The 22958-nt window shown below is 68.1% G+C and carries 23 protein-coding genes; 10 read left to right on the top strand and 13 right to left on the bottom strand.

The window, feature by feature from the left end; genetic code table 11:
• The first annotated feature begins 439 nt into the window (after positions 1-439).
• Positions 440-1648, top strand: a complete 1209-nt coding sequence (locus tag GR168_RS08520) for an FAD-dependent monooxygenase (protein ID WP_238995052.1) — start codon at positions 440-442, stop codon at positions 1646-1648.
• Between the two features lie 126 nt (positions 1649-1774).
• Here GR168_RS08520 and GR168_RS08515 read toward each other — a convergent pair whose 3' ends face one another.
• Genes GR168_RS08515 through GR168_RS08505 form a run of 3 tightly spaced genes read right to left on the bottom strand, consistent with a single transcriptional unit; the run spans position 1775 to position 4995 of the window.
• A complete protein-coding gene (locus GR168_RS08515; RefSeq protein WP_159370523.1) occupies positions 1775-2332 on the bottom strand; it encodes a nuclear transport factor 2 family protein in 558 nt (185 codons plus the stop codon).
• Positions 2329-3501 (bottom strand): flavin reductase family protein, encoded by a 1173-nt coding sequence (locus GR168_RS08510; RefSeq protein WP_159370522.1) that lies wholly within the window; start codon positions 3499-3501, stop codon positions 2329-2331. Before GR168_RS08510 ends, GR168_RS08515 begins: the two co-directional genes overlap by 4 nt.
• A 39-nt stretch (positions 3502-3540) precedes the next feature.
• Positions 3541-4995 carry an MFS transporter gene (locus GR168_RS08505; protein WP_159370521.1) on the bottom strand — a complete coding sequence of 485 codons (1455 nt, stop codon included), beginning with the start codon at positions 4993-4995 and terminating at the stop codon, positions 3541-3543.
• Positions 4996-5151: 156 nt separating this feature from the next.
• Between GR168_RS08505 and GR168_RS08500 the strand changes: the two genes are divergently transcribed.
• Genes GR168_RS08500 through GR168_RS08490 form a run of 3 tightly spaced genes read left to right on the top strand, consistent with a single transcriptional unit; the run spans position 5152 to position 7383 of the window.
• Positions 5152-6447 carry an amidase gene (locus GR168_RS08500; protein ID WP_159370520.1) on the top strand — a complete coding sequence of 432 codons (1296 nt, stop codon included), beginning with the start codon at positions 5152-5154 and terminating at the stop codon, positions 6445-6447.
• A gap of 25 nt (positions 6448-6472) precedes the next feature.
• Positions 6473-6751 carry a hypothetical protein gene (locus GR168_RS08495; protein WP_058250617.1) on the top strand — a complete coding sequence of 93 codons (279 nt, stop codon included), beginning with the start codon at positions 6473-6475 and terminating at the stop codon, positions 6749-6751.
• A complete protein-coding gene (locus GR168_RS08490) occupies positions 6742-7383 on the top strand; it encodes a response regulator (RefSeq protein WP_159370519.1) in 642 nt (213 codons plus the stop codon). Before GR168_RS08495 ends, GR168_RS08490 begins: the two co-directional genes overlap by 10 nt.
• Positions 7384-7415: 32 nt before the next feature.
• Here the strand turns inward: GR168_RS08490 and GR168_RS08485 are convergent, their stop codons facing one another.
• From GR168_RS08485 to GR168_RS08460, 6 genes are all read right to left on the bottom strand, one after another.
• On the bottom strand, positions 7416-8366 hold the full coding sequence (locus GR168_RS08485) for a PDR/VanB family oxidoreductase (protein WP_159370518.1): 951 nt from the start codon (positions 8364-8366) through the stop codon (positions 7416-7418).
• 41 nt (positions 8367-8407) lie between these two features.
• On the bottom strand, positions 8408-9160 hold the full coding sequence (locus GR168_RS08480; RefSeq protein WP_055475080.1) for an SDR family oxidoreductase: 753 nt from the start codon (positions 9158-9160) through the stop codon (positions 8408-8410).
• 14 nt (positions 9161-9174) lie between these two features.
• Entirely contained in the window at positions 9175-9672 is a 498-nt protein-coding gene (locus GR168_RS08475; RefSeq protein ID WP_055475081.1) for an aromatic-ring-hydroxylating dioxygenase subunit beta, read from the bottom strand.
• Complete coding sequence (locus GR168_RS08470) at positions 9665-10942, bottom strand: aromatic ring-hydroxylating dioxygenase subunit alpha (RefSeq protein ID WP_055475082.1); 1278 nt, start codon at positions 10940-10942, stop codon at positions 9665-9667. Before GR168_RS08470 ends, GR168_RS08475 begins: the two co-directional genes overlap by 8 nt.
• A 76-nt stretch (positions 10943-11018) precedes the next feature.
• Positions 11019-11381: a hypothetical protein gene (locus GR168_RS08465; RefSeq protein ID WP_055475083.1), complete on the bottom strand. Its 363-nt coding sequence runs from the start codon at positions 11379-11381 to the stop codon at positions 11019-11021.
• A 50-nt stretch (positions 11382-11431) separates the two neighbouring features.
• Positions 11432-12604, bottom strand: a complete 1173-nt coding sequence (locus GR168_RS08460) for an acyl-CoA dehydrogenase family protein (protein WP_203235914.1) — start codon at positions 12602-12604, stop codon at positions 11432-11434.
• A 178-nt stretch (positions 12605-12782) separates the two neighbouring features.
• Between GR168_RS08460 and GR168_RS08455 the strand changes: the two genes are divergently transcribed.
• Positions 12783-14309: a PAS domain S-box protein gene (locus GR168_RS08455; protein ID WP_159371874.1), complete on the top strand. Its 1527-nt coding sequence runs from the start codon at positions 12783-12785 to the stop codon at positions 14307-14309.
• Between the two features lie 49 nt (positions 14310-14358).
• Here the strand turns inward: GR168_RS08455 and GR168_RS08450 are convergent, their stop codons facing one another.
• On the bottom strand, positions 14359-15486 hold the full coding sequence (locus tag GR168_RS08450; RefSeq protein WP_159370516.1) for a nitronate monooxygenase family protein: 1128 nt from the start codon (positions 15484-15486) through the stop codon (positions 14359-14361).
• Between the two features lie 104 nt (positions 15487-15590).
• Positions 15591-16901 carry an NAD(P)/FAD-dependent oxidoreductase gene (locus tag GR168_RS08445; RefSeq protein ID WP_159370515.1) on the bottom strand — a complete coding sequence of 437 codons (1311 nt, stop codon included), beginning with the start codon at positions 16899-16901 and terminating at the stop codon, positions 15591-15593.
• 75 nt (positions 16902-16976) lie between these two features.
• Here GR168_RS08445 and GR168_RS08440 point away from each other — a divergent pair, with 75 nt between their 5' ends.
• Genes GR168_RS08440 through GR168_RS08430 form a run of 3 tightly spaced genes read left to right on the top strand, consistent with a single transcriptional unit; the run spans position 16977 to position 20580 of the window.
• Positions 16977-17498 carry a 2Fe-2S iron-sulfur cluster-binding protein gene (locus GR168_RS08440; RefSeq protein ID WP_004021638.1) on the top strand — a complete coding sequence of 174 codons (522 nt, stop codon included), beginning with the start codon at positions 16977-16979 and terminating at the stop codon, positions 17496-17498.
• The gene (locus GR168_RS08435; protein WP_101819056.1) at positions 17495-18478 is read left to right on the top strand and encodes a xanthine dehydrogenase family protein subunit M; all 984 of its coding nucleotides are present in this window, start codon (positions 17495-17497) and stop codon (positions 18476-18478) included. Before GR168_RS08440 ends, GR168_RS08435 begins: the two co-directional genes overlap by 4 nt.
• Entirely contained in the window at positions 18475-20580 is a 2106-nt protein-coding gene (locus GR168_RS08430) for a xanthine dehydrogenase family protein molybdopterin-binding subunit (protein WP_159370514.1), read from the top strand. Before GR168_RS08435 ends, GR168_RS08430 begins: the two co-directional genes overlap by 4 nt.
• A gap of 11 nt (positions 20581-20591) precedes the next feature.
• On the opposite strand, the gene GR168_RS08425 is transcribed toward GR168_RS08430, so the two are convergent.
• Together GR168_RS08425 and GR168_RS08420 are read right to left on the bottom strand one after the other, a co-directional pair.
• The gene (locus GR168_RS08425; protein WP_159370513.1) at positions 20592-21353 is read right to left on the bottom strand and encodes a hypothetical protein; all 762 of its coding nucleotides are present in this window, start codon (positions 21351-21353) and stop codon (positions 20592-20594) included.
• Positions 21354-21483: 130 nt separating this feature from the next.
• On the bottom strand, positions 21484-22068 hold the full coding sequence (locus GR168_RS08420) for an NTP transferase domain-containing protein (protein WP_159370512.1): 585 nt from the start codon (positions 22066-22068) through the stop codon (positions 21484-21486).
• A gap of 51 nt (positions 22069-22119) precedes the next feature.
• Here GR168_RS08420 and uraD point away from each other — a divergent pair, with 51 nt between their 5' ends.
• Together uraD and uraH are read left to right on the top strand one after the other, a co-directional pair.
• Positions 22120-22623: a 2-oxo-4-hydroxy-4-carboxy-5-ureidoimidazoline decarboxylase gene (uraD, locus tag GR168_RS08415; protein WP_101819060.1), complete on the top strand. Its 504-nt coding sequence runs from the start codon at positions 22120-22122 to the stop codon at positions 22621-22623.
• Positions 22620-22946, top strand: coding sequence for a hydroxyisourate hydrolase (gene uraH, locus GR168_RS08410; RefSeq protein ID WP_055475092.1), 327 nt, complete (start codon positions 22620-22622; stop codon positions 22944-22946). Before uraD ends, uraH begins: the two co-directional genes overlap by 4 nt.
• Positions 22947-22958: the final 12 nt, after the last annotated feature.

The following is a 22958-nucleotide window of genomic DNA, read 5'->3' as shown; positions in this document are numbered from 1 at the left end:
CCAGAGATAGGACAATGACAGGGAGCCGCTGCGCATTCGAGTTCCGTCCCGTCCGGCATCGCCCGTCGCAACCCATCGAAGGACGACCCCGCCCCAGTAGAATCGGACACATAACTCGGGCACACATCGCGATAACCGTAGCCGGCTTGCTCGGCGGACTCGCCGCCGGCGGGTGGATTGAGAGCGAATCGTACATCGCCGCAACACTTGTCATCGTCGGTTGGTTGACCTTCTTTGGCGTGTTCGTCTGGCAGGAACGTCGAAACCGGCACGAAGCCGCAGCGTCGACGTAGAAGACGACGAGGCGCCCCGACTCGTAGCAAGCACCCGGCGCGGCGTGGCTGTGGTTCGAGCCGGTCCTGTGAAACCGCTGCGCAGAGACACACGCAACGGCTATCGTTCCATCCGTCCGCGACCGAGCCGGTGGATGAAGTTCGCGATGAGCGTGCGAACCGAGAAATTCGACGCCGTCATCGTCGGTGCCCGATGCGCGGGCACCGCAACGGCAATCGCGCTGGCCAGCCGTGGGTTACGCGTTCTTCTCATTGATTCGGCACGTTTTCCGTCCGACACCTTGTCGACTCATCTGCTGTGGCCGTCGACCATGGCCGAGATCCACACGCTCGGCGCTCTGCCCGATGTCGAGGACGCCGGCGCGCCGCGACTTCCGACAGCCGAGGCCGCTCTCGATGACATCGGCTGGCGGACCACGTATTCGCCGGTCTCGGGCATCGATTACGCGATGTGCCTACGTCGTTCGCACCTCGACGCCGCCCTCCAGCGAACCGCCGTCGCCGCCGGCGCCGACCTTCGGCAACTGTGCCGGGCGACGTCGTTGATCTGGACCGACGGCCGCGCGGCGGGCGTCGTCTACGTCGACGAGGACGAACATGAGCATCGTGCGGTCGCCCCCGTGGTGATAGGCGCGGACGGGCGCACGAGCATGGTGGCGCGGGCGGCGAATGCCCAGATCCCGCTGGTCTCCACGCCGAGCGGCCGTTCCTGCTATTTCGCGTACTGGACGGACCCACGAACCGAGTTGCGCCACATCGCTTCCCAATGGCGTGTCGGCGGTCTCCTCGGGACCGCGTTCCCGTGCGACGGCGGCCACACGCTGTGCCTGCTGCAGCCACCGATCGGAATGGACGGCGAGTTCCGTGGCCGCCGGGTCACCGATGCCTACCTGGCGGGAGTCGCCGCGCTACCCGGACTCGCACGCCGTCTCGACGGCGCCGAGATGACCTCACGCGTGCGGTCGTGCACGGGCATCGAATCCTACTTCCGCCGGTCGAGCGGACCGGGATGGGCGCTGCCCGCGACGCCGGGCACTTCAAAGATCCCGTCACCGCGAAAGGAATCCGGGATGCCTACCGGTACGGCCGCCTGCTCGGCGAAGAACTGGCACCCATCCTGCGAAGCCGTGACCCCGACCCCGATGCCGTCGACACCGCCACCGCGGCCTGGGCGAGCAGACGCGAGCGCGAATGCGTCGAGATCTACCAGTGGACGAACTTCCTGGCGTCCGGCACCCCACCGTCGCCGCTCGAGCACGAGGTCAACCGCCGGGCCCGGGATCGACCCGAGTACGCCGCGACACTCGGATACATCTACAACCGGACGCAACCGCCATGGGCGATGCTCCCCATGACCGCGCTGCCGGGGCTCGTCTACGGCGCGACTCGGCGCGCGTCGCTGCGCGACATCGCCGCCGACCTACGAACACAGTCGCAACGCATGCGATCCGACCGACGTGAACGCCGCACGCTCGCCCGCCTCAGCCCATCAACACCGACCCCGACGGGTAGCTTTCGGCGAATCCGTCGGGAAGCGGCGCGATGAAGACGTTCTCGGTGCGGGTACGGGTGATCCGCCACCGGCCGTCGTCCTTGCGAAAGGCGTTGTTCAGCCGACTCGACCGCAACAGCGCTGTCCCGTCGCCGAAGAGCCACGGTTGCATGTGAATCCACTGTCCCTCGGCGTCATCGCCGTCGACGTGGATCTGCTCCGACGTCAGGTAGTGCGCGTTGAGCAGCAGTGCCGGGTCCCGCTTCTCGCTCCAGAAGCGCTGGAAGTGTTCGCGGATGGCCTGCTTGCCCTCGGCGCGCCCGAACTGTCCGTCGTAGTACTCGCCGACGCCCTCCCACACCGCGTCGTCGGTGTAGAGGTCCAGGATGCGCTCGATGCGCTCGGCGTCGTCGGCGAGACCGGGTTCGGGACACGGAGTATCGCAGAGGAACATGTATCGAGCCTGGATTCGTCGGATCTCGGCTTCGGCCTCCAGGGTCTCGACCCGCGCGACGAGCGCCGAGATCCTGGCATCGACATCGTTCATCGGCCGAGCACCTCGACCACCGCACGCGCCTCCGAGATCCAGGCCTCGACCTCAGAGCCGTTCACGCCCAGCGGCAACTGCGACAACCGGAGCGTCATCGAGTATCCGCCGCGTGAGTCCCGGATCGGCAGGACGACGGAACCGACGTCGTAGGTCTGATCGGGTCGCACCTCGCGGAGGCGATAGTCGACGGCCGACTTCCCGATGGACTCGCAGATCTCGCGTTCCTGCGAAGGCGTCAACCGCCCTCGCTCATAGGATTTCGTCGCCTCTCGCATCTCCTCGTACGCAGTCGATGAGGCATCGGGCAGAAAGGACACCAGGTAACCGTGCCGCCGCACGAAGTCGAGACGGTCGCGATGTACCTGTCGCACATCATCGTCGGCATGCCGGAGCTTCGCCAGCCACCGCTCCCGGGTCTCGTCGTCCTGGTCGAACACGTACGTGTCCCCGATGGGCGGCACCATCGGGATGCGGTACGCCAGACCTTCCTCACGGTCGACACCCGGCGCGGTGGCCGACAACACGACGGCCATCTCGTCGCGGCTGACCGCGGTGAGGACCGACACCTCGCAGCCGACGGACGTCGCCAATGCCTCCACCTGCGGGCGCGCCGCGTGCGCGGCGTGGATCGTCGGCAGGATCTCGTGGTCCATCCGGGCCATCAGCGACGTCGACACGAAACTGCCGTAGCCACCCTGGAAGAAGATCAGCGGCGATACCGGGTTGGTCACGGCCAGATCCCGCACCTCACAGAGCGTTATCCAGTGATCACCCGCTTCGACGACGTTGCTGATGCGGGTGTCGATCCAGGCCACCGAATCCGCGAGAACCGGATCGCCCGACGGCGAGGGGAACCAGTCGATACCCGCGAGCTTGTCCTCCCAGCGTTGCGCGATGGTGAGGACGACGTCCTCCTGTTCACCGCCGAGGATGTTGATGCACAGTGACTCGCAGGCCCGCATCTTCTCGAAGGTGCGCGAGGTCTTCATCGGCATGAAGGACACCAACGGCGGGTCCATCGACACCGAGCTGAAAGTCCCGACGACCATGGCCAGCACGGAGCCGTCGTCACCGCGTCCCGTCACCACGACCACGCCGGTGGGATAGTGCCCCATCACATTTCGGAAGATGCCTGGGTCGATGGCACTGATCACGTTGTCGGACATGTCTTCTCCTGGGATCGAATCGTCGCGGTGGTCGGGCACTCAGGCGGACCGGGCCTCGACCGGCTCCTGGACGTAACGCTTCTGCAGAATGGCACCGAGTCGCTCCGGCCGGAGGAAGGCGATGCACAGTGCGCCGCCGACCAGCAGGACGATGCCGGTGATCGTGAACGCCTGGTGCACGCCGGCCGCCATGTTGTCGGCCATCTCCGCGCTGGGCTTCTCACCCTTCGGCGGCGACACATACCCCGCGTCGGTCATGAGCCAGCCGACCAGGATCGGCGAGATGACCGCGCCGAACGACGCCACGCCGCCGAGGGTGGCCATGAGGATCGGTCGCTGCCGAGCGCCGACCGCGTAACCGATCGCGGTGGCGGTCATCGGGAACGCCAGGCTGCATCCACCGGCGAGGCACAGCAGTGCAACCGCGGTGATCCCGGACGACGCCTGGATGGCGATGAAGCACAACCCGGCCAGGACCGCGGCGCAGCCGAACGGGACGGCGATCGCCCGATGTGCCGAACTCCCCAGGTGCAGCATCCGGTGCCCGAGCGCACCCAGTCCGAGCAGGACGAGCGCGCCGACCACCCACGGCACGGTGGTCACCGCACCGACCTCACCGAGCGACAGCCCGACCACGGTGCCCAGGTACTGGGGCAGCCAGGTCGTCAGGAAGCCCTGCACCCAGAAGTTCGACGCCCCGCCGATCACGGCGGAGATGAACGCCAGGCTCAGCAGCGCACGCCAGATCTTGACCGGCTTCTGCTCGTCGACCGCGGAGGTCGCGACCTCCTTCGCATCGGGAACCGTCTCGTCGGTGTCGAGTGCCGGCTCGTCCGGCGACGAGGCCTTCTTGGGACGGTAGGGACCGTCCGCGCCGATCGCCCACCAGGCGATCACCCACACCAGGCCGATGATGCCCAGAACACCGAACGCCCAGCGCCAACCCCACACGGCGATGACCCAGGCCAGCAGCGGCGCCGCGAAGACAGGACCCAGCGTGGAGCCGGCGGCGATCAGGTTCGACGGCAGCGCACGACGGGTGGGCGAGAACCAGGTGTGCGCGGAGGTGAGCGACATGGCGGTCGCGGGCCCCTCGGCGCCGCCGAGGATGATCCGCGTCACCAACAGGATGGCGGCGCCGCCGCCGAGCAGCATCGGGAATTGCAGCACCGCCCAGGTGACGCCCATCGCGAACAGGATCCACTTCACCGAGATCTTCGACGCCAGGAACCCGGTGACGACCGAGACGATCGCGTACAGGAAGAAGAAGGCACTGCCGATGAATCCGAATTCGGTTGCGGTCAAGCCGAGTTCGGGCATCGCGTCGGCCGAGACCAGGCCGAGCACCGCCTTGTCGGCGAAGGCGATGATCTGGAACAGCACGAGCAAGCCGGTGACGATCCAGGCCCGTCTCGACATGCGGCCGAAGTCGATTCGTCGATCGGGGGCGGTCGGGGACGACGGCGTCGTCACCGCGGGTTCTCTGAGGCTCATTGGGTTTCCTTGGACTGGCGGGTGCGAAGACGCCGGGCTGTCGGGGGCTGGCAACGACGTTATGGCCACCCGTCCCTACGGGGATACGAGGGAAATCTTTACTGTCGCCGCGATGCGCGACAGGGCAGACTGGTCCCAGCACATGAAGGAGGAACGGTGAGCTCGGCCTACTGGAAACAGCCCATCAGTGAGCAGGCGACCGCGGTCCACGAGAAGGTGGTGTCGGCGGAGATTCTCGCGGAACAGGTCCGTGAGGAGATCGTCGGCACCGACACCGATCTGCGCGCGTGGGTCGAGCTGTCCCCGGCCGTCGTCGACGAGGCACGACGGCAGGATGGGATACCGGGTCGTCGGCCCCTGCGAGGCGTCTCGCTCGGGGTCAAGGACCTCATCGACGTCGAGGGTCTGCCGACCCGTGCCGGTTCACCCGTCACGTCGTCGTCGCCGGCAGGGTCGGATGCGCCCTGTGTCAGTCGTTTTCGCGATCTGGGCGCGGTGATCCAGGGCAAGACGGTCACGACCGAGTTCGGCTACTTCTCGCCCGGGCCGACGCGCAATCCGCACCACCCCGGGCACACGCCGGGCGGGTCGTCGAGCGGTTCGGCCGCCGCCGTCGGGGCTGGCGTCATCCCGGTGGCGCTGGGTACGCAGACCGCCGGCTCGTTGACCCGGCCGGCCGCCTACTGCGGCGCCGCGGGCATGGTCCTCGCGCACGGCTCGACGGATCTGTCCGGCGTCAGCGGACTCTCGGAGTCGCTGGACTCGCTGGGCATCCTCACCCGCGACATCGCCGACCTGCAGTACGTGTACACCGCCTTCACCGGCCGCTCGCCGATCGTTCCCGGTCGCTCCACCGTCCGGACCGTGGTGGTGTGGGGCGGCAGCGACCTGCACCCGATTGACCCGGCAATGGCGGACCTGGTCGACCGGCTGCCGGACCTGCTCGAGCGGGCCGACGTCGAGACCCGCGCACTCGAATACGACGATCATGTCCGCACCCTGGCCGACGACCACGTGACCGTCATGTCCCATGAGGCGGCCGAGACGCTGGACGATGTCGTCCGGGACCATGCGGCCGCGCTCAGCCCCGCGCTGCTCGACCTCGTCGACGCCGGCCGCGCGGTCCGGCCCGCGGACCACGCGGCCGCCCTCATCCGCCGCGACCGCTCGCGGGATCTGCTGGCCGAGACGCTCGGCGATCACACGGTGATCGTCGGTCCCGCCGCACCCGGCCCCGCACCGAGCGGCCTCGACGCGACCGGGTCGCCGGTCCTGAGCCGACCGTGGCAGCTGCTCGGCTGCCCGGTCGTCGTCGTCCCGGGGGCGACCACGGACTCCGGGATGCCCCTCGGACTACAGGTGATCGGCTTGCCGGGGCGGGAGTCGGCCCTGTTCGAGGTCGCCGCGGTGCTCGAGAACGAGCTCCGGTCCCATCCGGTCGTCCCGGCCTGATCCGGTTGCGAGAGAGAAGATCTGCATGACAGTCAAACCCCGTCCCGAGACGCACCACCGGATGTTCCTCACGTGTTACGAGGACACCTTCAACTACGGCTGGCACCATGTCGACCTGTTCGTGCACGACGAGTACGGCCGGGAGGTCAACTGGGTGCACTGGACCGTCGAGGCCGACGGCCCGGAGGCGGCCGACGAGTCGGTCCGGCGCGAGGAACCCTGGCTCAACCGGACGTCGGAGTGGCGCCACCAGGTGAGTGCCGTCGGGATGAACTACTGGACGGCCGACGCGGCGTGGACGTGACCGCATCGGATGCGACCGCGACGGTGTACGTCGTCGACGACGACCCGGAACTCTGCGAATCGGTCGACTGGCTGCTCGGCAGCATCGGGATCTCGCCGCGGATCTGCAACAGCGCCGACGACTTCCTCGCGCAGTACTCCGGGGACACCCCCGCGTGCATCGTGCTCGACGTCCGCATGCCGACGATGAGCGGCCCGCGGCTGCAGGAGAAGCTCAACGAGTTCGCACCGCACGTCGCCATCATCTTCGTCTCCGCGCACGGCGACATCCGGATGTCGGTGTCCACCCTGCAGGCCGGCGCGATGGACTTTCTGGAGAAGCCCTACGACCCGCAGCGGCTGCTCGACGCGGTCCAGGCGGGGATGGAGAAGGCGGTCGAGCACTTCCGCACCCACGCGCAGAAGCGGTGGGTGGAATCGAAGGTCGCGCTGTTGACCCCGCGGGAACGCGAGATCCTCGCGCTGGTCGTCGAAGGTCTACCCAGCCAGAACATCGCCCGCCGCCTCGACATGAGCGTCAAGACGGTGGACGTGCACCGTGCCCGGATCAAGAGCAAGACCGATGCCGACAGCATCAGCACGCTGGTCCGGGACATCCTGCGGTTCGACGTCGAGGTGCCGACCAACCCCTAGGGCAACGGATAGGGGTGGCCGGCGCGCTCGGGTCAGTAATAGTCGAGCACGATCTTCTCGCCGGTGGTCCGCGAGACGCAGACCGCCATCACCTCTCCGGACTCTCGCTCGGCCTTGGTCAGCACGTTGTCGCGGTGCTCGGGATCACCGGAGAGGACCTGCATGATGCACGTACCGCAGATGCCCTCCTGACACGAGGTGTCGACGTCGCAGCCGTTCTCCTCGAGGACCTCGACGATGCTCCGGTCGGCCGGGACGTGATAGGTCTCGCCGTCGAGTTCGACATCGAAGGACGTGTTCTCCGACGCATCCGGCTGATCGGTGGCGTGGAAGTTCTCGAAGTGGACCGCGTCGGCCGGGATGAACTGTTCGGCCAATTCCCGGACCTTGGTCATGAACCCGTCCGGGCCGCAGACATAGACATGCGAGCCCTGCGGCGCCGATTCCAGCGCGGCGGTCAGGATCGGTCCGTGGGCCTCACGACCGACGCCGACATGCGCGTGCAGCTTCTCCGGGCAGCGTTCGCGCAACAGCGGCAGGAACGCCGCGTCATCGACCGTCCGGGCGAAGTAGTGCAGTTCGAAGCCGATCCCGTGCACGTCCATGTAGCGCGCCATGCTGAGCATCGGGGTGATCCCGATGCCGGCCGCCACCAGGACGTGATGCGTTGCCGTGGAATCGATCCCGAGCAGGTTCCGTGGCTCGCTGATCTGCAGCCGGTCGCCGACGCGCAGTTCGTGCAGTGCGGCCGAACCACCTCGGGACTGATCCTCGCGCTTGACGGCCACGGCGAAGGACTCCCGGCCGTCGGGCCGGCTGCACAGCGAGTACTGGCGGGTGATGGCGGTCGGCCCGACGACATCGATGTGCGCTCCGGGCGTGTACTCCCCCATCGTCGAGCCGTCGGGCCTCGACAGGTAGAAGGTCTTGATGCTCGGGGTCTCCTGGACGATCGCGGAGACGACGACGTCGGTGAGGGCCATGGCGGTGCTCCTGGTGGTGGCGAATAGTTCTCGAGGTGCGATCAGCGGACGAAGAGCCCGCCGTTGACGTCCCAGCACGCACCCGTGACGAAGAAGGCGTTCTCGGCGGTCAGCAGGCCGACCATGTCCCCGATGAACTCGGGGCTGCCCAGCTTCCCGACGGGGATGCCGGCGATCACGGCGTCGAGTTTCTCCGGCGGCACGGTCGCCTTCACGACGGGCAGGTCGTGCGGCCCGGGCGCGATCGCGTTGACCGTGACACCCTTGGCCGCAAGTTCTTTGGCGAAGATCTTGGTGACCGTCAGGATCGCGCCCTTGGACGTGGCATAGTGCGCGCCGGTGGCGGTGCCGCCGTTCTGACCGGCCAGCGACGCCATGTTGACGATGCGGCCGTACCCCTCGTCGGCCATCGCGGCCCCGAAGACCTGGCAGCCGAAGAAGATGCTGTTGACGTTGGTGTTCAGCACGCGGGTGAAGTCCGGCTCGTCGAGCGTCATGAGATCGGCCGCCTGGGTCAATGCCGCGTTGTTCACGACGATCGTCGGTGTGCCCCAGACGGATTGCACATGCGCCAGCGCGTCGACGAAACCCTGCCGGTGCGCCACGTCGAGGACGGCCGCCCGTGCGGTCGACCCGTCGGGCGAGAGTTCTTCGGCGATGCGCTGGGCCGGATCGAGGGCGATATCGGTGAGCAGGACGCGATGACCGTCCCGGTGCAGCCGGCGGGCGATGTGCGAACCCATGCCGCCGGCGGCACCGGTGACGACCGCGATCCCCTTGTTCGTCGAACTCATCTCCAGGTCCGTCCTCACACCAGGTAACCGGAGGCGCTGACCGCGTCCTCGCTGTCGATGAGACGGGCCACCTTCAGACTGATCCGGTCGTTACCGTCGGAACCGAGGCTGATGGTGTGGGTGAGCTCGGCGCCGATCGTCGAGAAGGCATCGCGCTTGAACGCGTTGAGGATCTGCGCGGACCGCAGGATGACGGTGTCGTCGCTGACGTCCGACACGGTGAACCGCGAGATGACCCGGACCGTGCGGGCAGCGGCGACCGCCGACGGTGCGTAACCCTGCATCATCCGTTCGACGCGCAGGCGCCGCATCCGCTGGTCGTCGTACACCATGTTCAGCGACGAGTCGAAATCGTCGGTGTCGGGATCGATCGGGATGACGTAGTGCGCGTCATCGGTGTAGAGGGCCTCCCACGCCGGGTAGTCCTTGGCGTCGAGGAGTTCGGCTTCCTTCCACACGAGCGCGATCGCGCGCAGGACGCGCGGGTCGTTGAAACTGTGCAGTTCAGTCATCGCTCATCATCTTCTTCCACATGGCGTAGGACTCGCGCATCCCCGTCTCGTCGGTGACATGCGATGTGGGCCAACCCTCTTCGGTCGTGTACTCGCGGTTCTCCCCGCGGTTGACCAGGATCGGCATGTTCGGGTTGCCACCGGCGCCGATCTGGACGCGATCCCATCCTTCGGCGTCGTCGGGGCTGCCGAAGCCGAAGGGGCCCTGGAAGTGCTCGTGGATCCGGAGGCGCTCGCGGTTGATGCTCTCCGGCCCACCGTCCATGCCGATCGCCATGTGCCACACCTCGGTCACGTCCACGCTGATCGGGATGAGAACCCGGAAGAACGACGACGACATGGCGATGTTCGGGAACATGTTGAGGTTGAACCCGCAGCCGTGCATCGAGCGCATGTAGCGACGGATGCGTTCGGGACTCTCCCCCGCCTCGGCGAGTTCGTCGACGAGATGCTGGAACCGCGGCTGCACCTCCTCGGAACCGTCGTCGATGTCGAGGTCCGCGTGCGCGGCCGCCATGATCGCGACGCTGTGACCGTTGCCGAGCGCGTGCGTCTCGGCGGCCGGATCGTCCATGAAAGACATCATGTTCGCGGTCTCGGCGTCGACAGAGGCCATCCACGACTTGTGCACCATCGGGAAGTGGTAACCGTCGGTGGTGTTCTCGAGCTGGATCTTCCAGTTGCCCTTGAACCGGAACTTGTGACTGCCGAGGACCTTGGTGGGGAATCCGTTGGACTGCTTCAGGAATCGCTCCATCCAGATCTTCGCGTCACCCAGGTGGTCTTCGAGCGGTTCGATCTCGGTGTTGAACGTCGCGAAGATCATGCCGAGATAGCTCTCGGTGCGCAGCTTCTGCAGGGGGAAGTCGTTCTTCTCGACGACGCCCTCGTAACCGTCCGGGTACGGGATGCCGCGCAGTCGACCGTCGAGGGTGTACGACCAGTTGTGGTACGGGCAGGTGAAGCCGTTGGCCTTGCCGCTGCGCTGGTCGCACACCGTCGCCCCGCGATGCCGGCACCGGTTGAGCAGGGTGTTGAAGTTGCCCTTGCGATCCCGGGTCACGATGACCGGTTGGTCCCCGACCTGGGTGGTCTTGAACGAGCCCGCCTCGGGGACCTCGCTCTCGTGCGCGACCCACACCCAGGTGCGGTAGAAGATCTTGCGCATCTCCTCGGCGAAGATCTCGGGATCGGTGTACAGCTGACCGGCGACGCGGTCCTTCTCGGCGAGGTCCGCGAAGCCGCGGGTCGGCCGCTCGATGGTGGTCATCGATGTTCCTTCGTGTGTCGACCGCGCCGGGGCGCGGAGAGGGGCTGTCGGTGCGCGAGAGATCAGGAGGCGGTGCTCATGAGGGGACGTCGTCGCGGATGGTGAGGGCTCGTCCCATCCGCGCCTCGACCTTGAAGTACTTCCAGAGCGCATGTTCACCGACCATGATGGTGCGCAACAGGTTGCAGGCCGCCCGGACGGTCGGCTGGTCGCGCACGTCGGCGAGGACGTAGAACGTCCACGGCCAGCCGTCGGACGGGCCGACCATGTGGGCGTCGTCGTCGAAGGTCCCGATGATCTCGACGCCGTCGAGGTTCTTCAGACTCGTGAGGAACTCCATCGTGGCCTCCCACACCGGACCGATGTCGGCCTTGGGCAGGTCGAAGAAGTTCTGGTTGTTCCCGACACAGAACAGCGTGCGCAACGGTTCGTCGGACATGGGTGATGGTCTCCTCGCGGTCGTGACGTCTGGGCTGGATGACGGGTGGGTCAGGGAAAGCTGGGGATTCCGGCCTCGAGGCCGAGAAGCAGTGCACCGGCGGCCTCGTAGGTGTTGGTCTGCAGCATCGCGTGCTGCGCGGGCACCAACGCGTCCTGCAGGAACCGCTGCAGCGGATGGGTCTCGTAGATGGCCCCGGTGCCGGCGAGGTCGAACACCTGCAGCACGACGCTGCGCCCGACGTGCGCGGCGTGGGTGGCACTCAACCGCAACAGGGCCTGATCGTCGGTCGAGATGTGCTGTCCCGCGACGGCCTTGGCCCACACCCGGTCGGTGCTGTCGTAGAAGAACGCTCGCGCCGAACGCAATTCGGCCTCGGCGACCGCCAGGCCGCTCTTGTACGCCGGCCGGTTGCCCTTGCTGGCACCTCCGGTGATCGAGGTCCGCGCCGCGCCGACCTCGATCGCGTAGTCGAGGGCGCCCCGGGCCGCGCCGAGGGTCACCACCGCCAGCACCTGCGCGGCGTAGGCCAGCGCGGGGTACCGGGTCAGGGGTTCGTCGATCTGCGGAGCGCCGCCGCGCACGAAGGTCATCTCCTCGGGCACGAACACGCGGTCGGCGCGGATGGCATGGGAGCCGGTCGCCTTCATCCCGGCGACATCCCAGTTGTCGACGATCTCGACCTCGGCCGGATCGACCAGCGCGGTCAGCGGTTTGCCGCCGGTCTCGGGTCCGCCGGCCAGACCGATCCCGAGGAGGTCGGCGCCGCGACATCCGCTGGCGAACTGCCAGACCCCCGAGCACAGGTAGCCGCCGTCGACCCGCTGTGCCTCCTGCATGGGGAACAGCCCGCCCGCGTAGGCGACATCGGGACCGTACGCGTAGATCTTCTGCTGGGTCTCGGCCGGCAGCGCGGCGAAGTAGACCAGCGACGATCCGAAACTGGACACCCACCCGGTGGCAGGGTCGACGGCGGAGATGCGTTCGACCAGCGACATGAAATCCGACGGTGCCATCGGCTCGCCACCGAACGCCGCCGGCGTCGAGGCCCGGTACATGCCGGCACGCTTCAGCAACGCGATGAAGTCGGCGGGCACGTAGCGCTGCGAGTTGAACTCGTCCCGACGATCCCGGAGCACGTCGAGCGCGTGGTCGAACGCGGCGTCGCGCGCCGCCCCCGCCGGTTCCGCACACACCCGTTCGGTCAGGCTCTCCGCGGTCATCACTGTCTCCGTTCGGAATCGACTCTCGATCTCGAGTCCGACACTATGGACGCGGGACCCGACGCGGTATCGGGATTTCCCGCGCCGCGGGTAAGCAATTCCTTACTTGCGTGTCCTCACCCGCATGGCATCGTGGCGGGGGCGAAGACGAGAACTCGGCGAAGGTGAGGTGATGGCGATGTTCCCCGCCCGTCGGGACTTCGAGCAGATGATCCTGCACACCGGCACCGGCATCCTCATCCACGAGGCGAGTTCGAAGAACATCCTGTGGGCCAACCCGGCCGCGTGCCGGATCTTCGGGTTCACCCTGGAGGAACTCAAGCCCCTCAAGGCACACCACATGAGCGCCCAGGAGCGTCAGTACCGCCGCGAGGTCGGCGTGGCATGGCTCCAGTCCGCGGTGGTGCACGGGTCGAGCCGCAAACAGTGGAAGTACCGCGCCAAGGACGGCACCGAGTTCCTCACCGATGCCCGCGCGACCCTGGTGCGCTGCGAGGACGGGCCGGTCGTGATGGTCGAGTTCCGCAACATCTCCGACGAGGTCGAGTTGCAGGAAGAACTGACCTGGGTGTCGGAGTCGTTGCAGCGCATCATGACCCACACGTCGGCCGGGATCGTCGTGCTCGACGACGACAACTGCATCGACGACATCTCCCCACTGGCCGCCAAGCTGTTCGGCCGCACCCCCGCGGAGCTGTCGGGCGTCCATCTGGAAGACCTCGGCCGGTGTGAGCCCCGGCTGACCAGTGACCCCGTCGTCGAACGGCTGACGGACGGTGCGGGTTCGGTCGAGATCCAGCAGGAGATCATCAAGGACGACGGCAGCACCGTGTGGCTGGCCGGCGAACTCGAGATCGTCGCCCACGACGGCATCTCCTCGCGGGTCCTGACCGTGCGCGACGTGACCGACCGCGTCGAATGGGAACGCCGCAACGCCTACCAGGAGGCCAATCTCCAGTATCTGAGCCGTTACCACGCGATGGGTGACATGGCGATGATCCTGGCCCACGAGCTCGGGCAGCCGCTCGCGGCGTCGACGAACTACCTGAGCGGACTCAAGGCCCGTGTCTCCGCCGAGACCGTCGACGCCCGCAGCCTCGCCTACGGCATCGACCAGATCGAGAAGCAACTCCACCGCGCCGCCGACATCGTGGCATCGGTCCGCCGCTACGTACGACGCATCGAGAGCACCTCGACGCTCATGGATCTCAACGAGACCGTCGAGGAGAGCCTGTACTTCGTGCGGCTACGCGCGGCCGAGCAGGGCGTGCGCGTGTACGCCGAGATCCCCGACCGCGACCTGCCGATCCAAGGCGAGAACGTGCTCATCGGACAGGTCATCATCAACCTGTGCGTCAACGCACTCGACGAGATCGTCCGTCCGACAACCGAGGTGAAGGAACTGACGATCCAGACCGGCGAGGCCGACGGACTGGCCTCCGTGTGGATCCGTGACCAGGGACGCGGCATGACGGGCGCGCCCACCGATCGCCTCGCCTCCGGCGCGTTCTCGTCCAAGCAGGACGGTTCCGGAATCGGGCTCATCATCTCCGAGCACATCGTCGAACGCCACGGCGGGACGATCCGGTACCTGCCGAACGAACCGTCGGGCACCACCGTCCAGGTGACTCTCCCCCTCGCGACGATCGCCGAGGACGGCGCCGGCCACTCCCCGGCTCCCGCGTCGCCGTTTCCGTCCCGCTGATTGAATCCAATAAGCGGGACGGAAACGAGGCCGCGCGAATTAGCCCCGGCTAGGCGTTCGCGTTAGCGAACGAGTCCAGGCTGCTCGTGGCGTCGATGTACTCGGTCACCCACCGCTCGATCACCGCAGAGGTCTTCTCGACCTTGCGGAACTGCCCGACGACCTGCCCGACGGGGTTGAAGGCGACGTCGATGCTCTCGTCGGGGTGCTTGTGCGTCGCCGCCACCGCCATGCCGGAGACCATGTACTGCAACGGCATTCCCAACGGATCGGGATTGTTCGGGTCCTCCCAGGCCTCGGTCCAGTCGTTGCGGAGCATGCGGCACGGCTTGCCGGTGAACGACCGGCTGCGCACCGTGTCGCGACTGGAGGCGTCGATGTAGGTCTGCTGCTGGACCGGGGTGTTCTCCGCCTCTTCGACCATCAGCCACTGCGAACCGCTCCACGCGCCCTGCGCACCGAGCGCGAGTGCCGCCGCGATCTGCTCACCGCTGCCGATGCCCCCGGCAGCCAGAACCGGCACCGGCGCAACCTCTTTGACCACCTGCGGCCAGAGCACGATGGAACCCACCTCGCCGCAGTGACCGCCGCCTTCGCCACCCTGGGCGATGATGATGTCGACACCGGCGTCGGCGTGCTTGCGCGCCTGCTTCGGCGATCCGCAGAGCGCGGCCACCTTGCGGCCCGCGGCCTGGATCTTCTCGATCATGTCGGCGGGCGGCGTCCCGAGCGCGTTCGCGATCAGGGTGACCTTGGGATGCTGCAGCGCGATCTCGACCTGCGGGGTGGCCGTCGCCTCGGTCCAGCCCAGGAGCTGCAGGGAGTTGTCGCTGTCCTCGTTGAGCGGCACACCGTGGTCACGCAGGAGCTTGCGTCCGAAGTCGAGGGTCTCCGCCGGGACCATCGACTGCAGCATCTTGGTGAGCTCGTCACCCGACATGTTCGAGTCCATGCCCTCGTACTTGTTCGGGATGACGATGTCGACGCCGTAGGGGCGGTCGCCGATGTGCTCGTCGATCCAGTTCAGCTCGATCTCGAGCTCCTCCGGGGTGAACCCGACCGCGCCGAGCACCCCGAATCCGCCCGCCTTGCTCACCGCGACCACCACGTCGCGGCAGTGGGTGAACGCGAAGATCGGGAACTCGATACCGAGCTCGTCGCAGATCGGGGTGTGCATGGAGGACTCCTCGCCGGTCAGAATTAGAACGTGTTCTACTCTGGATACCAGGCCAGGGGGTCACGGACAAGCGTTCGACGGGAACCCGGGCCGCATCAACCCCGTCACTGCCCGTACGGTTGCCGCGCCGTCTCCGGGTCGCCGTAGGTGATCGCGCGCTCTCGCCGACTGTCGGTGAGCAGCGTTGCGCCCCAAGTCATCACAGTGCCCATCCGATTGCGCACACCCGCCAGGAACGCGATGTGGATGACACCCCACGCGACCCAGCCCAGGAAGCCCGACAGTTGCAGGGGTCCCGACTGCACGATCGCGTGCCGGCGCGCGATGTAGGCCGCCGTGCCGAGGTCGCGGTACTTGAACGGGGACCGGTCCCTTTGTCCCGCAACGGTTTCGGCGATCACCGCGCCGACGTGCCGGCCGCCCTGCATGGCCACCTCGGCGACCCCTGGGAGGTCGCGGTAAGCGCTCATGTCACCGCACACGAAGACGTCGGGGTGACCCGGGACCGACAGGTCGGCTTCCACCGGTATCCGGCCGCCGCGGTCCTGGTCGGCTCCCAGCGCCCGGGCGAGCGTGGTGGCGAACGGGACGGCCTCGACACCGGTCGTCCACAGCGTCGTCCGCGCGGGGTACGTCTGCTTGTCGCCGTCGGCCTTGCGGGTCGTCTCGACGTGGTCCTCCCCCACACCGGTCACGTGTACGCCGAGGTGGGTCTCGACCCCGAGTTCGTCGAGTGTGCGCTGGGCCCTGGCCGACAGCTTGGTGGAGAACGACGGCAACACCCGATCACCGCCGTGCAGGAGCAGCACCCGCGCCTGCGCCGGATCGATCGCATCGAACTCGCGCTCGAGCGCGAGCGTCGCGACCTCCCGGATCTGCCCCGCGAGCTCGACTCCGGTCGGCCCGCCGCCGGCCACCGCGAAGGTGAGCCAGGATCGCTGCTCCTCCGGGTCGGTGACCGTCTCGGCCATCTCGAACGCGGCCATGATCTTGCGCCGGATGGACAGCGCGTCGTCGAGGGTCTTCATTCCCGGTGCGTGGGCGGCGAAGTCCTCGTTGCCGCGGTAGGCGGTGCGCATCCCGGCCGCGACCACCAGATGGTCGTACGACAGGCGAAAGGACGATCCGTCGATGCGATCGACCGTCAGCTCGCGGGCGTCGACGTCGATGTCCGATGCCTCGCCGAGCACCACGTCGAGGTTCTTGTGCCTGCGTGTCAGATGACGGACCGGGCTGGAGATCGCGCCTTCCGACAGCAGCCCGGTGGCGCACTGATACAGCAGCGGTTGGAACAAGTGACTGGTTCCGCGGTCGACGACGGTGACGTCGACCGGCTCGTTCTTGAGCCGGCGGACACAGTGCATGCCCGCGAATCCGGCGCCGATGACGACAACTCTGGGTCTTGGGGTGGCCACCCGGCCGATTGTTCCAGACATTCCCGCGCCTGCGGCGGGTGTTTACCGCCCGGGACGTCGGGTACGCCCCGCGATGTGGAAGCCAGAATCTCGCTGTCCGTGAACGGTGCCCTCCGCGACGTCGTCGTGGACACGCGCACGACCCTGCTCGACGGCCTCCGCGACCGCCTGGGCATCTTCTCCCCCAAGAAGGGATGCGACCACGGGCAGTGCGGCTCGTGCACTGTGCTGGTCGACGGTCGCCGGATCGTCAGCTGCCTGTCGTTCGCGGTGGCCTATGAGGGCACCGAGATCGTGACCGCCGAGGGGCTCGGTGACGGCGACGACCTGCACGAGATGCAGGAGGCGTTCATCGACGAGGACGCCTTCCAGTGCGGCTACTGCACCCCCGGCCAGCTGTGCTCGGCGGTCGGCATGCTCGACGAGGCGAAACAGGGCCACCCGAGCCACGTCACCGAGGACCTCGACCCCGCGGCCACCGATGACGCGAACGGTCTGGCCGACGACGAGATCCGGGAACGGATGAGCGGCAACCTCTGCCGCTGCGCGGCCTACCCCAACATTCTCGCCGCGATCCGACAGGTGGCCGATCGATGATCCCGTTCACCTACGACCGCGCGACCGATGTGGCCGGCGCTGTCGCATTCCTGCGCGACCACGACGGTGCGAAGCTGATCGCCGGCGGCACCAACCTCGTCGACCACATGAAGCTCGGTGTCGCCGATCCGCCTGCCCTGCTCGACATCTCGCGCCTCCCGCTCGACGACATCATCGAGCGGCCGGACGGTTCGCTGCGTCTGGGCGGCACCGCGCGCAACGCCGACACCGCCGCCCACCCCCTGGTCCGGCGCCGCTACCCGGTGTTGGCGCGCGCTCTCCTCTCGGGGGCGTCACCACAGTTGCGCAACCTCGCGACCAACGCGGGCAACCTGCTGCAGCGCACGCGGTGCGTGTACTTCCAGGACGTCACGACGCCGTGCAACAAGCGGACGCCGGGCTCGGGTTGCTCGGCCATCGGCGGCTACACCCGGTACCACGCCATCCTGGGCGCGTCCGACGCCTGCGTGGCGACCCACCCGTCGGACATGGCCGTCGCCCTGACCGCACTCGACGCACGCGTGGTGGTGCAGGGTCCCGACGGCGAGCGCGTCGTGGACATCCTCGATCTGTACCGGCTTCCGGGGGAGCATCCGGAGCGGGACACGGTCCTCGAACCGCACGACGTCATCGTGGCCATCGACGTGCCGCCACCGCCGCCCGACTCGGCGTCGACCTATCGCAAGGTCCGTGACCGCGCCTCCTACGCCTTCGCGCTCGTGTCCGTCGCCGCCGAGCTGAGCATGAACGGTGACGTGATCGGTGAGGCACGCATCGCACTCGGCGGTGTCGCCCACAAGCCCTGGCGCGCCGAACGCGCCGAATCCGTGGTGCGCGGACAGCGTCCGTCGACCGAATTGTTCGCCGCGGCGGCCGATGCCGAACTCGGCGACGCGCGCGGTCTGGACGGAAACGAATTCAAGGTGCCGCTCGCACGACGCACCCTGGTCGCCACCCTGCGGGAACTGAGCACCCGATGACCGCCATCGGCACCTCCCACGCCCGGATCGACGGCGCCGACAAGGTCCGCGGCACAGCGCCGTACGCGTACGAACATCTCACCGACGCGGTGTACCTGTGGCCGATCACCGCCGCTGTCGCGCGTGGCCGCGTGACCGGATTCGACACCGCCGCAGCCGAGTCGACGTCCGGCGTCCTCCTGGTCCTCACCCATGAGAACGCACCCCGGCTGGCAGACACCTCGAACGGTGACCTGACGATCCTGCAGTCACCGGAGATCGCCTACCGCGGCCAGCTCATCGGCGCCGTCGTCGCGGAGAGTCCCGAGACTGCCCGGGAGGCCGCGGCGGCCGTGATCGTGACCTACGACGACGACGATCACGACACCGAGTTCCGCGTGGACCACCCCGACAGCTACCGGCCCGAGCAGGTCAACGGCGGGTTCGAGCCGACCTCGCTGGACGGGGACCCGGATCGTGTTCTCGACGAGGCTACCGGGGGACGTGGCGAGTCCGGCGTCGTCACGATCGACGAGTGGTACTCGACGCCGGAAGAGCACAACAACCCGATGGAGCCCCACACCGTCGTGGCGACGTGGCAGCCCGCCGAGTCGACGCTGACGCTGTACGACTCGACCCAGTCGACGCAGGGCGTGGTGTCCGCGCTGGCTCCGGTGCTCGGACTCGAACCCGATCAGATGAGAGTCGTCGCGCCGCACGTGGGCGGCGGATTCGGCTCCAAGGGGTCCCCGCATTCCCACGACGTGCTGGCCGCATTCGCGGCGATGAGCCTGCCCGGGCGAGCGGTGAAATTCGCCGTGACCCGGCAGCACATGTTCGCCTACGTCGGACACCGCGCGCCCACACGATCGCGGCTGCGACTCGCCGCCGACCGCGACGGCCACCTCACCGCCCTGGTTCACGAAGCACACACGCACAGCGCGCACGTCAAGGAATTCGCCGAGCAGGCCGCGGTCACCTCCCGGTCGATGTATGCCGTCGCGAACCGCCGGACCGACCACCACGTCGTCCCGCTCGACGTTCCGGTCCCCTTCTGGATGCGCGCGCCCGGCGAGGCGCCGGGGATGTTCGCCGGCGAGGTGGCGATGGACGAACTCGCACACGCGATCGGGATCGACCCCATCGAGCTGCGCGTGCGCAACGAACCGCCCGAGGACCCCGAGACGGGCAACCCGTGGTCGTCGAGGCGGCTCCTGGACTGTCTCCGCGAGGGCGCCGACCGATTCGGCTGGGACCGGCGTTCCACCGAACCCGGGTCCCGACGCGACGGCCGGCACCTCATCGGACTGGGTGTCGCATCATCGACCTATCCCCACATGGTGCAGCCCGGGAACGAGGCGTCGATAACCCACCGGTCCGGCCGCTACTCGGTGCGGATCGCCGCCACCGACATCGGCACCGGCGCGTGGACGACGCTGCTGCTCATCGCCGCCGACGCGCTCGGGGTGCCCACCGACGTCGTCGACATCGAGATCGGCGACAGCGCTCTGCCGAGCGCGACCGTCGCCGGCGGCTCGTCGGGCACCTCGTCCTGGGGATCGGCGATCGTCACCGCCGCGCATCAGTTCCGCGCGCGATTCGGCGACGATCCGCCCGAGGGCGCCGAGCTCAGCGCGGAGGCAGCCGACAACCCCGATCTCGAGAAGTTCACGGTGGCCTCGTTCGGAGCGCACTTCGTCGAGGTCCGCGTCGACGTGGACACCGGCGAGATCCGGATCCCGCGCATGCTCGGGGTGTTCTCCATCGGGCGTGCCATCAATCCCCGCACCGTCCGCTCGCAGCTCATCGGCGGGATGACCTTCGGCATCTCGATGGCGTTGCACGAGGAGAGCGTTCGCGATCACCGCTTCGGGCACGTGGTCACCCAGGACCTCGCCGAGTACCACATCCCGGTGCACGCCGACATCGCCGACGTCGACGCGATCTGTCTCGACGACCGCGACGAGCACGCCACCCCGATGGGTTCACGCGGTGCGGGCGAGATCGGCATCGTGGGCAGCGCCGCGGCCGTGGTCAACGCGATCCACAACGCCACCGGGGTGCGGGTCCGCGATCTCCCGGTGCACTGCGACGACCTGCTCGACGGGTTGCCCGACCAGTAGTCCGTGCGGGATCAGGCTGCGCCGGGGTAGCTCGACCATCCCGGCGACTGCGACAGCGACGGCCACGGTTCGGTGGCGGTATTCGGCAGCCAGTGCGGCATCCCCGCCGGAGTCAGTGCCGCGCAGGACTTCTGATCCGCTGTCGGGGTCGGATACAGCGCCGCGAAGTCGTAGCGGGAGGTGAACCACCCGCCGAACACATCGGCGCCCGGGGTCCGTTCACCACCGCGTGTCGCGGCCGCGGGATCGTCCCCGACCCGCCGGATGTCGATCTCGACCGGCCGCGGGGCGTCGAAGCCGACGGTCCACCCACCGGCGCGCTGCACGGATCGGTATCCGTGGCGGCACAGCACGATTCGCACCCATCCGTTGTCATCGACCCGGCGCAGCGCGCTGTAGAAGGCGGTGCCGACCTCGCGACCCGTCGACGAATCGGTGGGATAGGCCGTGACCATCTGATCGATGTTCGACGGGGCGGCCTCGACGAACCCGGGATAACCCCACCGCACGGACCTGCCGGCATTCGCGAGTTCGAAGGACTCGGTGAAGGCTCGGACGAAGGTGCCTTCGGCTGATTGCGGGTCGAGGACGCCGGTGGCGGCCCAGCGGAAGGTGGTGTCGACACCGGGCGGCAGATGCGCGTCCTCGACGGACCGGGGCGCCGGGTCGGCGACATCGGGACCGGCCGCGCACGCCGCGAGCCCCGTTCCCAGGACCAGCGCGGCGATGATCGCGGTGAGGCGTCGACGGCGATCGTGCGCCACGGCGATCACCCGCTTCGAGAGAGTGCGGTCCGTTACCCGGCTATGTCTGCACCCTAGACATGGAGGCTTGTCCCACGCGGGATCCCCGTGCACCGGAACGGCGACGAGAAGGTCTCGAAATGGGCACGCTCACCGCAGGTCAGCGTCTCTCGTCGATGTCCTCGCCCGTCGACAGATCCCCACATTCGACGGGTGTGACCGCCCGGGAGCGGAGGTAGACCTGCGCCCCGACGTCACCACCGATGTCGCGCAACGCGGGCCCGAAATGGTCGGCACCGATGTACACCGGGTGTCCCGGCCGGCCCTCGAAGACCGCTCGCGCCAACGCGGCTCGATCAGACCCGACCGCATCGAGCAGCCGGGCGGTGATCTCCGGGCCGCTGTCCGGGGTGTCGACCACGTGCACCACCAGTCCCGCCGCATCCGGTCGTGCCATCGCCCACCGCAGGGCCGCCGCCACCGAGGCGCCGACACCGTCGGCCCAGTCCTCGACGACCAGCGCACCGGCGCCCGGGGGCGGTTCGACGACCGCCGCTCCCATGGCGACCGCCACCTCCGCGCATCCGCCGTCGCGCAGCGTCGCGACCGCGTGTCCGAGCCACCGACCGTCGTCCGCCAGAATCTTCGGCATCCCGTACCGGGTGCCCGCGCCGGCGGCGAGCACCACACCGAGCACCCGACCCGGCGATCGCTGAGCTCGTCGGGGCGCGGCGGCGTCGGTCATCGCTCCATCTTCCACGCGACGGCCACGCGCGCGCCTCCTACGCTGGGCAGCATGATTCTCGACGAGATGGACGATGCCGAGGTCCGGGCGGCGTTGCGGTCGTGCTGCGCCTCGACGGCCTGGATCGAGCGCATGATGCGCGCGCGGCCGTTTCACGATGTACCCGCACTGCTCGACTCCGCCGACCGCACGTTGGCGGAGCTCTCCGAAGACGACGTCGACGAGGCGCTCGCGGGGCACCCCCGGATCGGAGACCGGCCGGACAACGCCTCGTCGGCGCGAGAGCAGGCCGGCGTCGCGAGTTCGGCGGCGTCGGTGCTCGCCGACCTGAGGAAGGGCAACGCGGCCTACGAGGAGCGGTTCGGGCACGTGTACCTGGTCTTCGCGAACGGTCGTCCCGCCGACGAGCTCCTCGCCCTCCTCCACCAGCGGATGACCAACGACGCCGCCACCGAACGGCATGTCCTGCGCGAGGAGTTGGCGAAGATCAATCGCGCCCGCCTGCTCCGTATGCTGTCGACCGAGCGCACCGCCGACGAAGGGATCCCGAGATGACCGGTCTGTCCACACATGTCCTCGACGCGGTGTCGGGTTCACCCGCCGTCGGCCTCGAGGTGTCCCTGCAGGATGCGTCGGGGACCGAATTGTCCAGCGGCAGCACTGATTCGGACGGTCGCATCACCGCAGTGAACACCGAGGCGCTCGTCCCCGGGATCTACCACCTCGTCTTCGACACCGGTAACTGGTTTGCCGACAACGACATCAAGGGTTTCTATCCCGAGATCGACGTCTGTTTCGAGATCGACGATCCCGGGCGACATCACCACGTACCGATCCTGTTGAGCCCCTTCGCCTACTCGACGTACCGGGGTAGCTGAACCGGCGGCGGG

The sequence above is a fragment of the Gordonia sp. JH63 genome (assembly GCF_009856645.1).
Classification (GTDB): Bacteria; Actinomycetota; Actinomycetes; order Mycobacteriales; family Mycobacteriaceae; genus Gordonia; species Gordonia hongkongensis.
This window is presented reverse-complemented; position numbering and strand designations above follow the sequence as displayed.

Coding starts and splice junctions, on each gene's coding strand:
- GR168_RS08520 (WP_238995052.1), top strand. CDS start 440: ATGAGCGTGCGAACCGAGAAATTCGACGCCGTCATCGTCGGTGCCCGA.
- GR168_RS08515 (WP_159370523.1), bottom strand. CDS start 2,332: ATGAACGATGTCGATGCCAGGATCTCGGCGCTCGTCGCGCGGGTCGAG.
- GR168_RS08510 (WP_159370522.1), bottom strand. CDS start 3,501: ATGTCCGACAACGTGATCAGTGCCATCGACCCAGGCATCTTCCGAAAT.
- GR168_RS08505 (WP_159370521.1), bottom strand. CDS start 4,995: ATGAGCCTCAGAGAACCCGCGGTGACGACGCCGTCGTCCCCGACCGCC.
- GR168_RS08495 (WP_058250617.1), top strand. CDS start 6,473: ATGACAGTCAAACCCCGTCCCGAGACGCACCACCGGATGTTCCTCACG.
- GR168_RS08485 (WP_159370518.1), bottom strand. CDS start 8,366: ATGGCCCTCACCGACGTCGTCGTCTCCGCGATCGTCCAGGAGACCCCG.
- GR168_RS08480 (WP_055475080.1), bottom strand. CDS start 9,160: ATGAGTTCGACGAACAAGGGGATCGCGGTCGTCACCGGTGCCGCCGGC.
- GR168_RS08475 (WP_055475081.1), bottom strand. CDS start 9,672: ATGACTGAACTGCACAGTTTCAACGACCCGCGCGTCCTGCGCGCGATC.
- GR168_RS08470 (WP_055475082.1), bottom strand. CDS start 10,942: ATGACCACCATCGAGCGGCCGACCCGCGGCTTCGCGGACCTCGCCGAG.
- GR168_RS08465 (WP_055475083.1), bottom strand. CDS start 11,381: ATGTCCGACGAACCGTTGCGCACGCTGTTCTGTGTCGGGAACAACCAG.
- GR168_RS08460 (WP_203235914.1), bottom strand. CDS start 12,604: ATGACCGCGGAGAGCCTGACCGAACGGGTGTGTGCGGAACCGGCGGGG.
- GR168_RS08455 (WP_159371874.1), top strand. CDS start 12,783: ATGTTCCCCGCCCGTCGGGACTTCGAGCAGATGATCCTGCACACCGGC.
- GR168_RS08450 (WP_159370516.1), bottom strand. CDS start 15,486: ATGCACACCCCGATCTGCGACGAGCTCGGTATCGAGTTCCCGATCTTC.
- GR168_RS08435 (WP_101819056.1), top strand. CDS start 17,495: ATGATCCCGTTCACCTACGACCGCGCGACCGATGTGGCCGGCGCTGTC.
- GR168_RS08430 (WP_159370514.1), top strand. CDS start 18,475: ATGACCGCCATCGGCACCTCCCACGCCCGGATCGACGGCGCCGACAAG.
- GR168_RS08420 (WP_159370512.1), bottom strand. CDS start 22,068: ATGACCGACGCCGCCGCGCCCCGACGAGCTCAGCGATCGCCGGGTCGG.
- uraD (WP_101819060.1), top strand. CDS start 22,120: ATGATTCTCGACGAGATGGACGATGCCGAGGTCCGGGCGGCGTTGCGG.
- uraH (WP_055475092.1), top strand. CDS start 22,620: ATGACCGGTCTGTCCACACATGTCCTCGACGCGGTGTCGGGTTCACCC.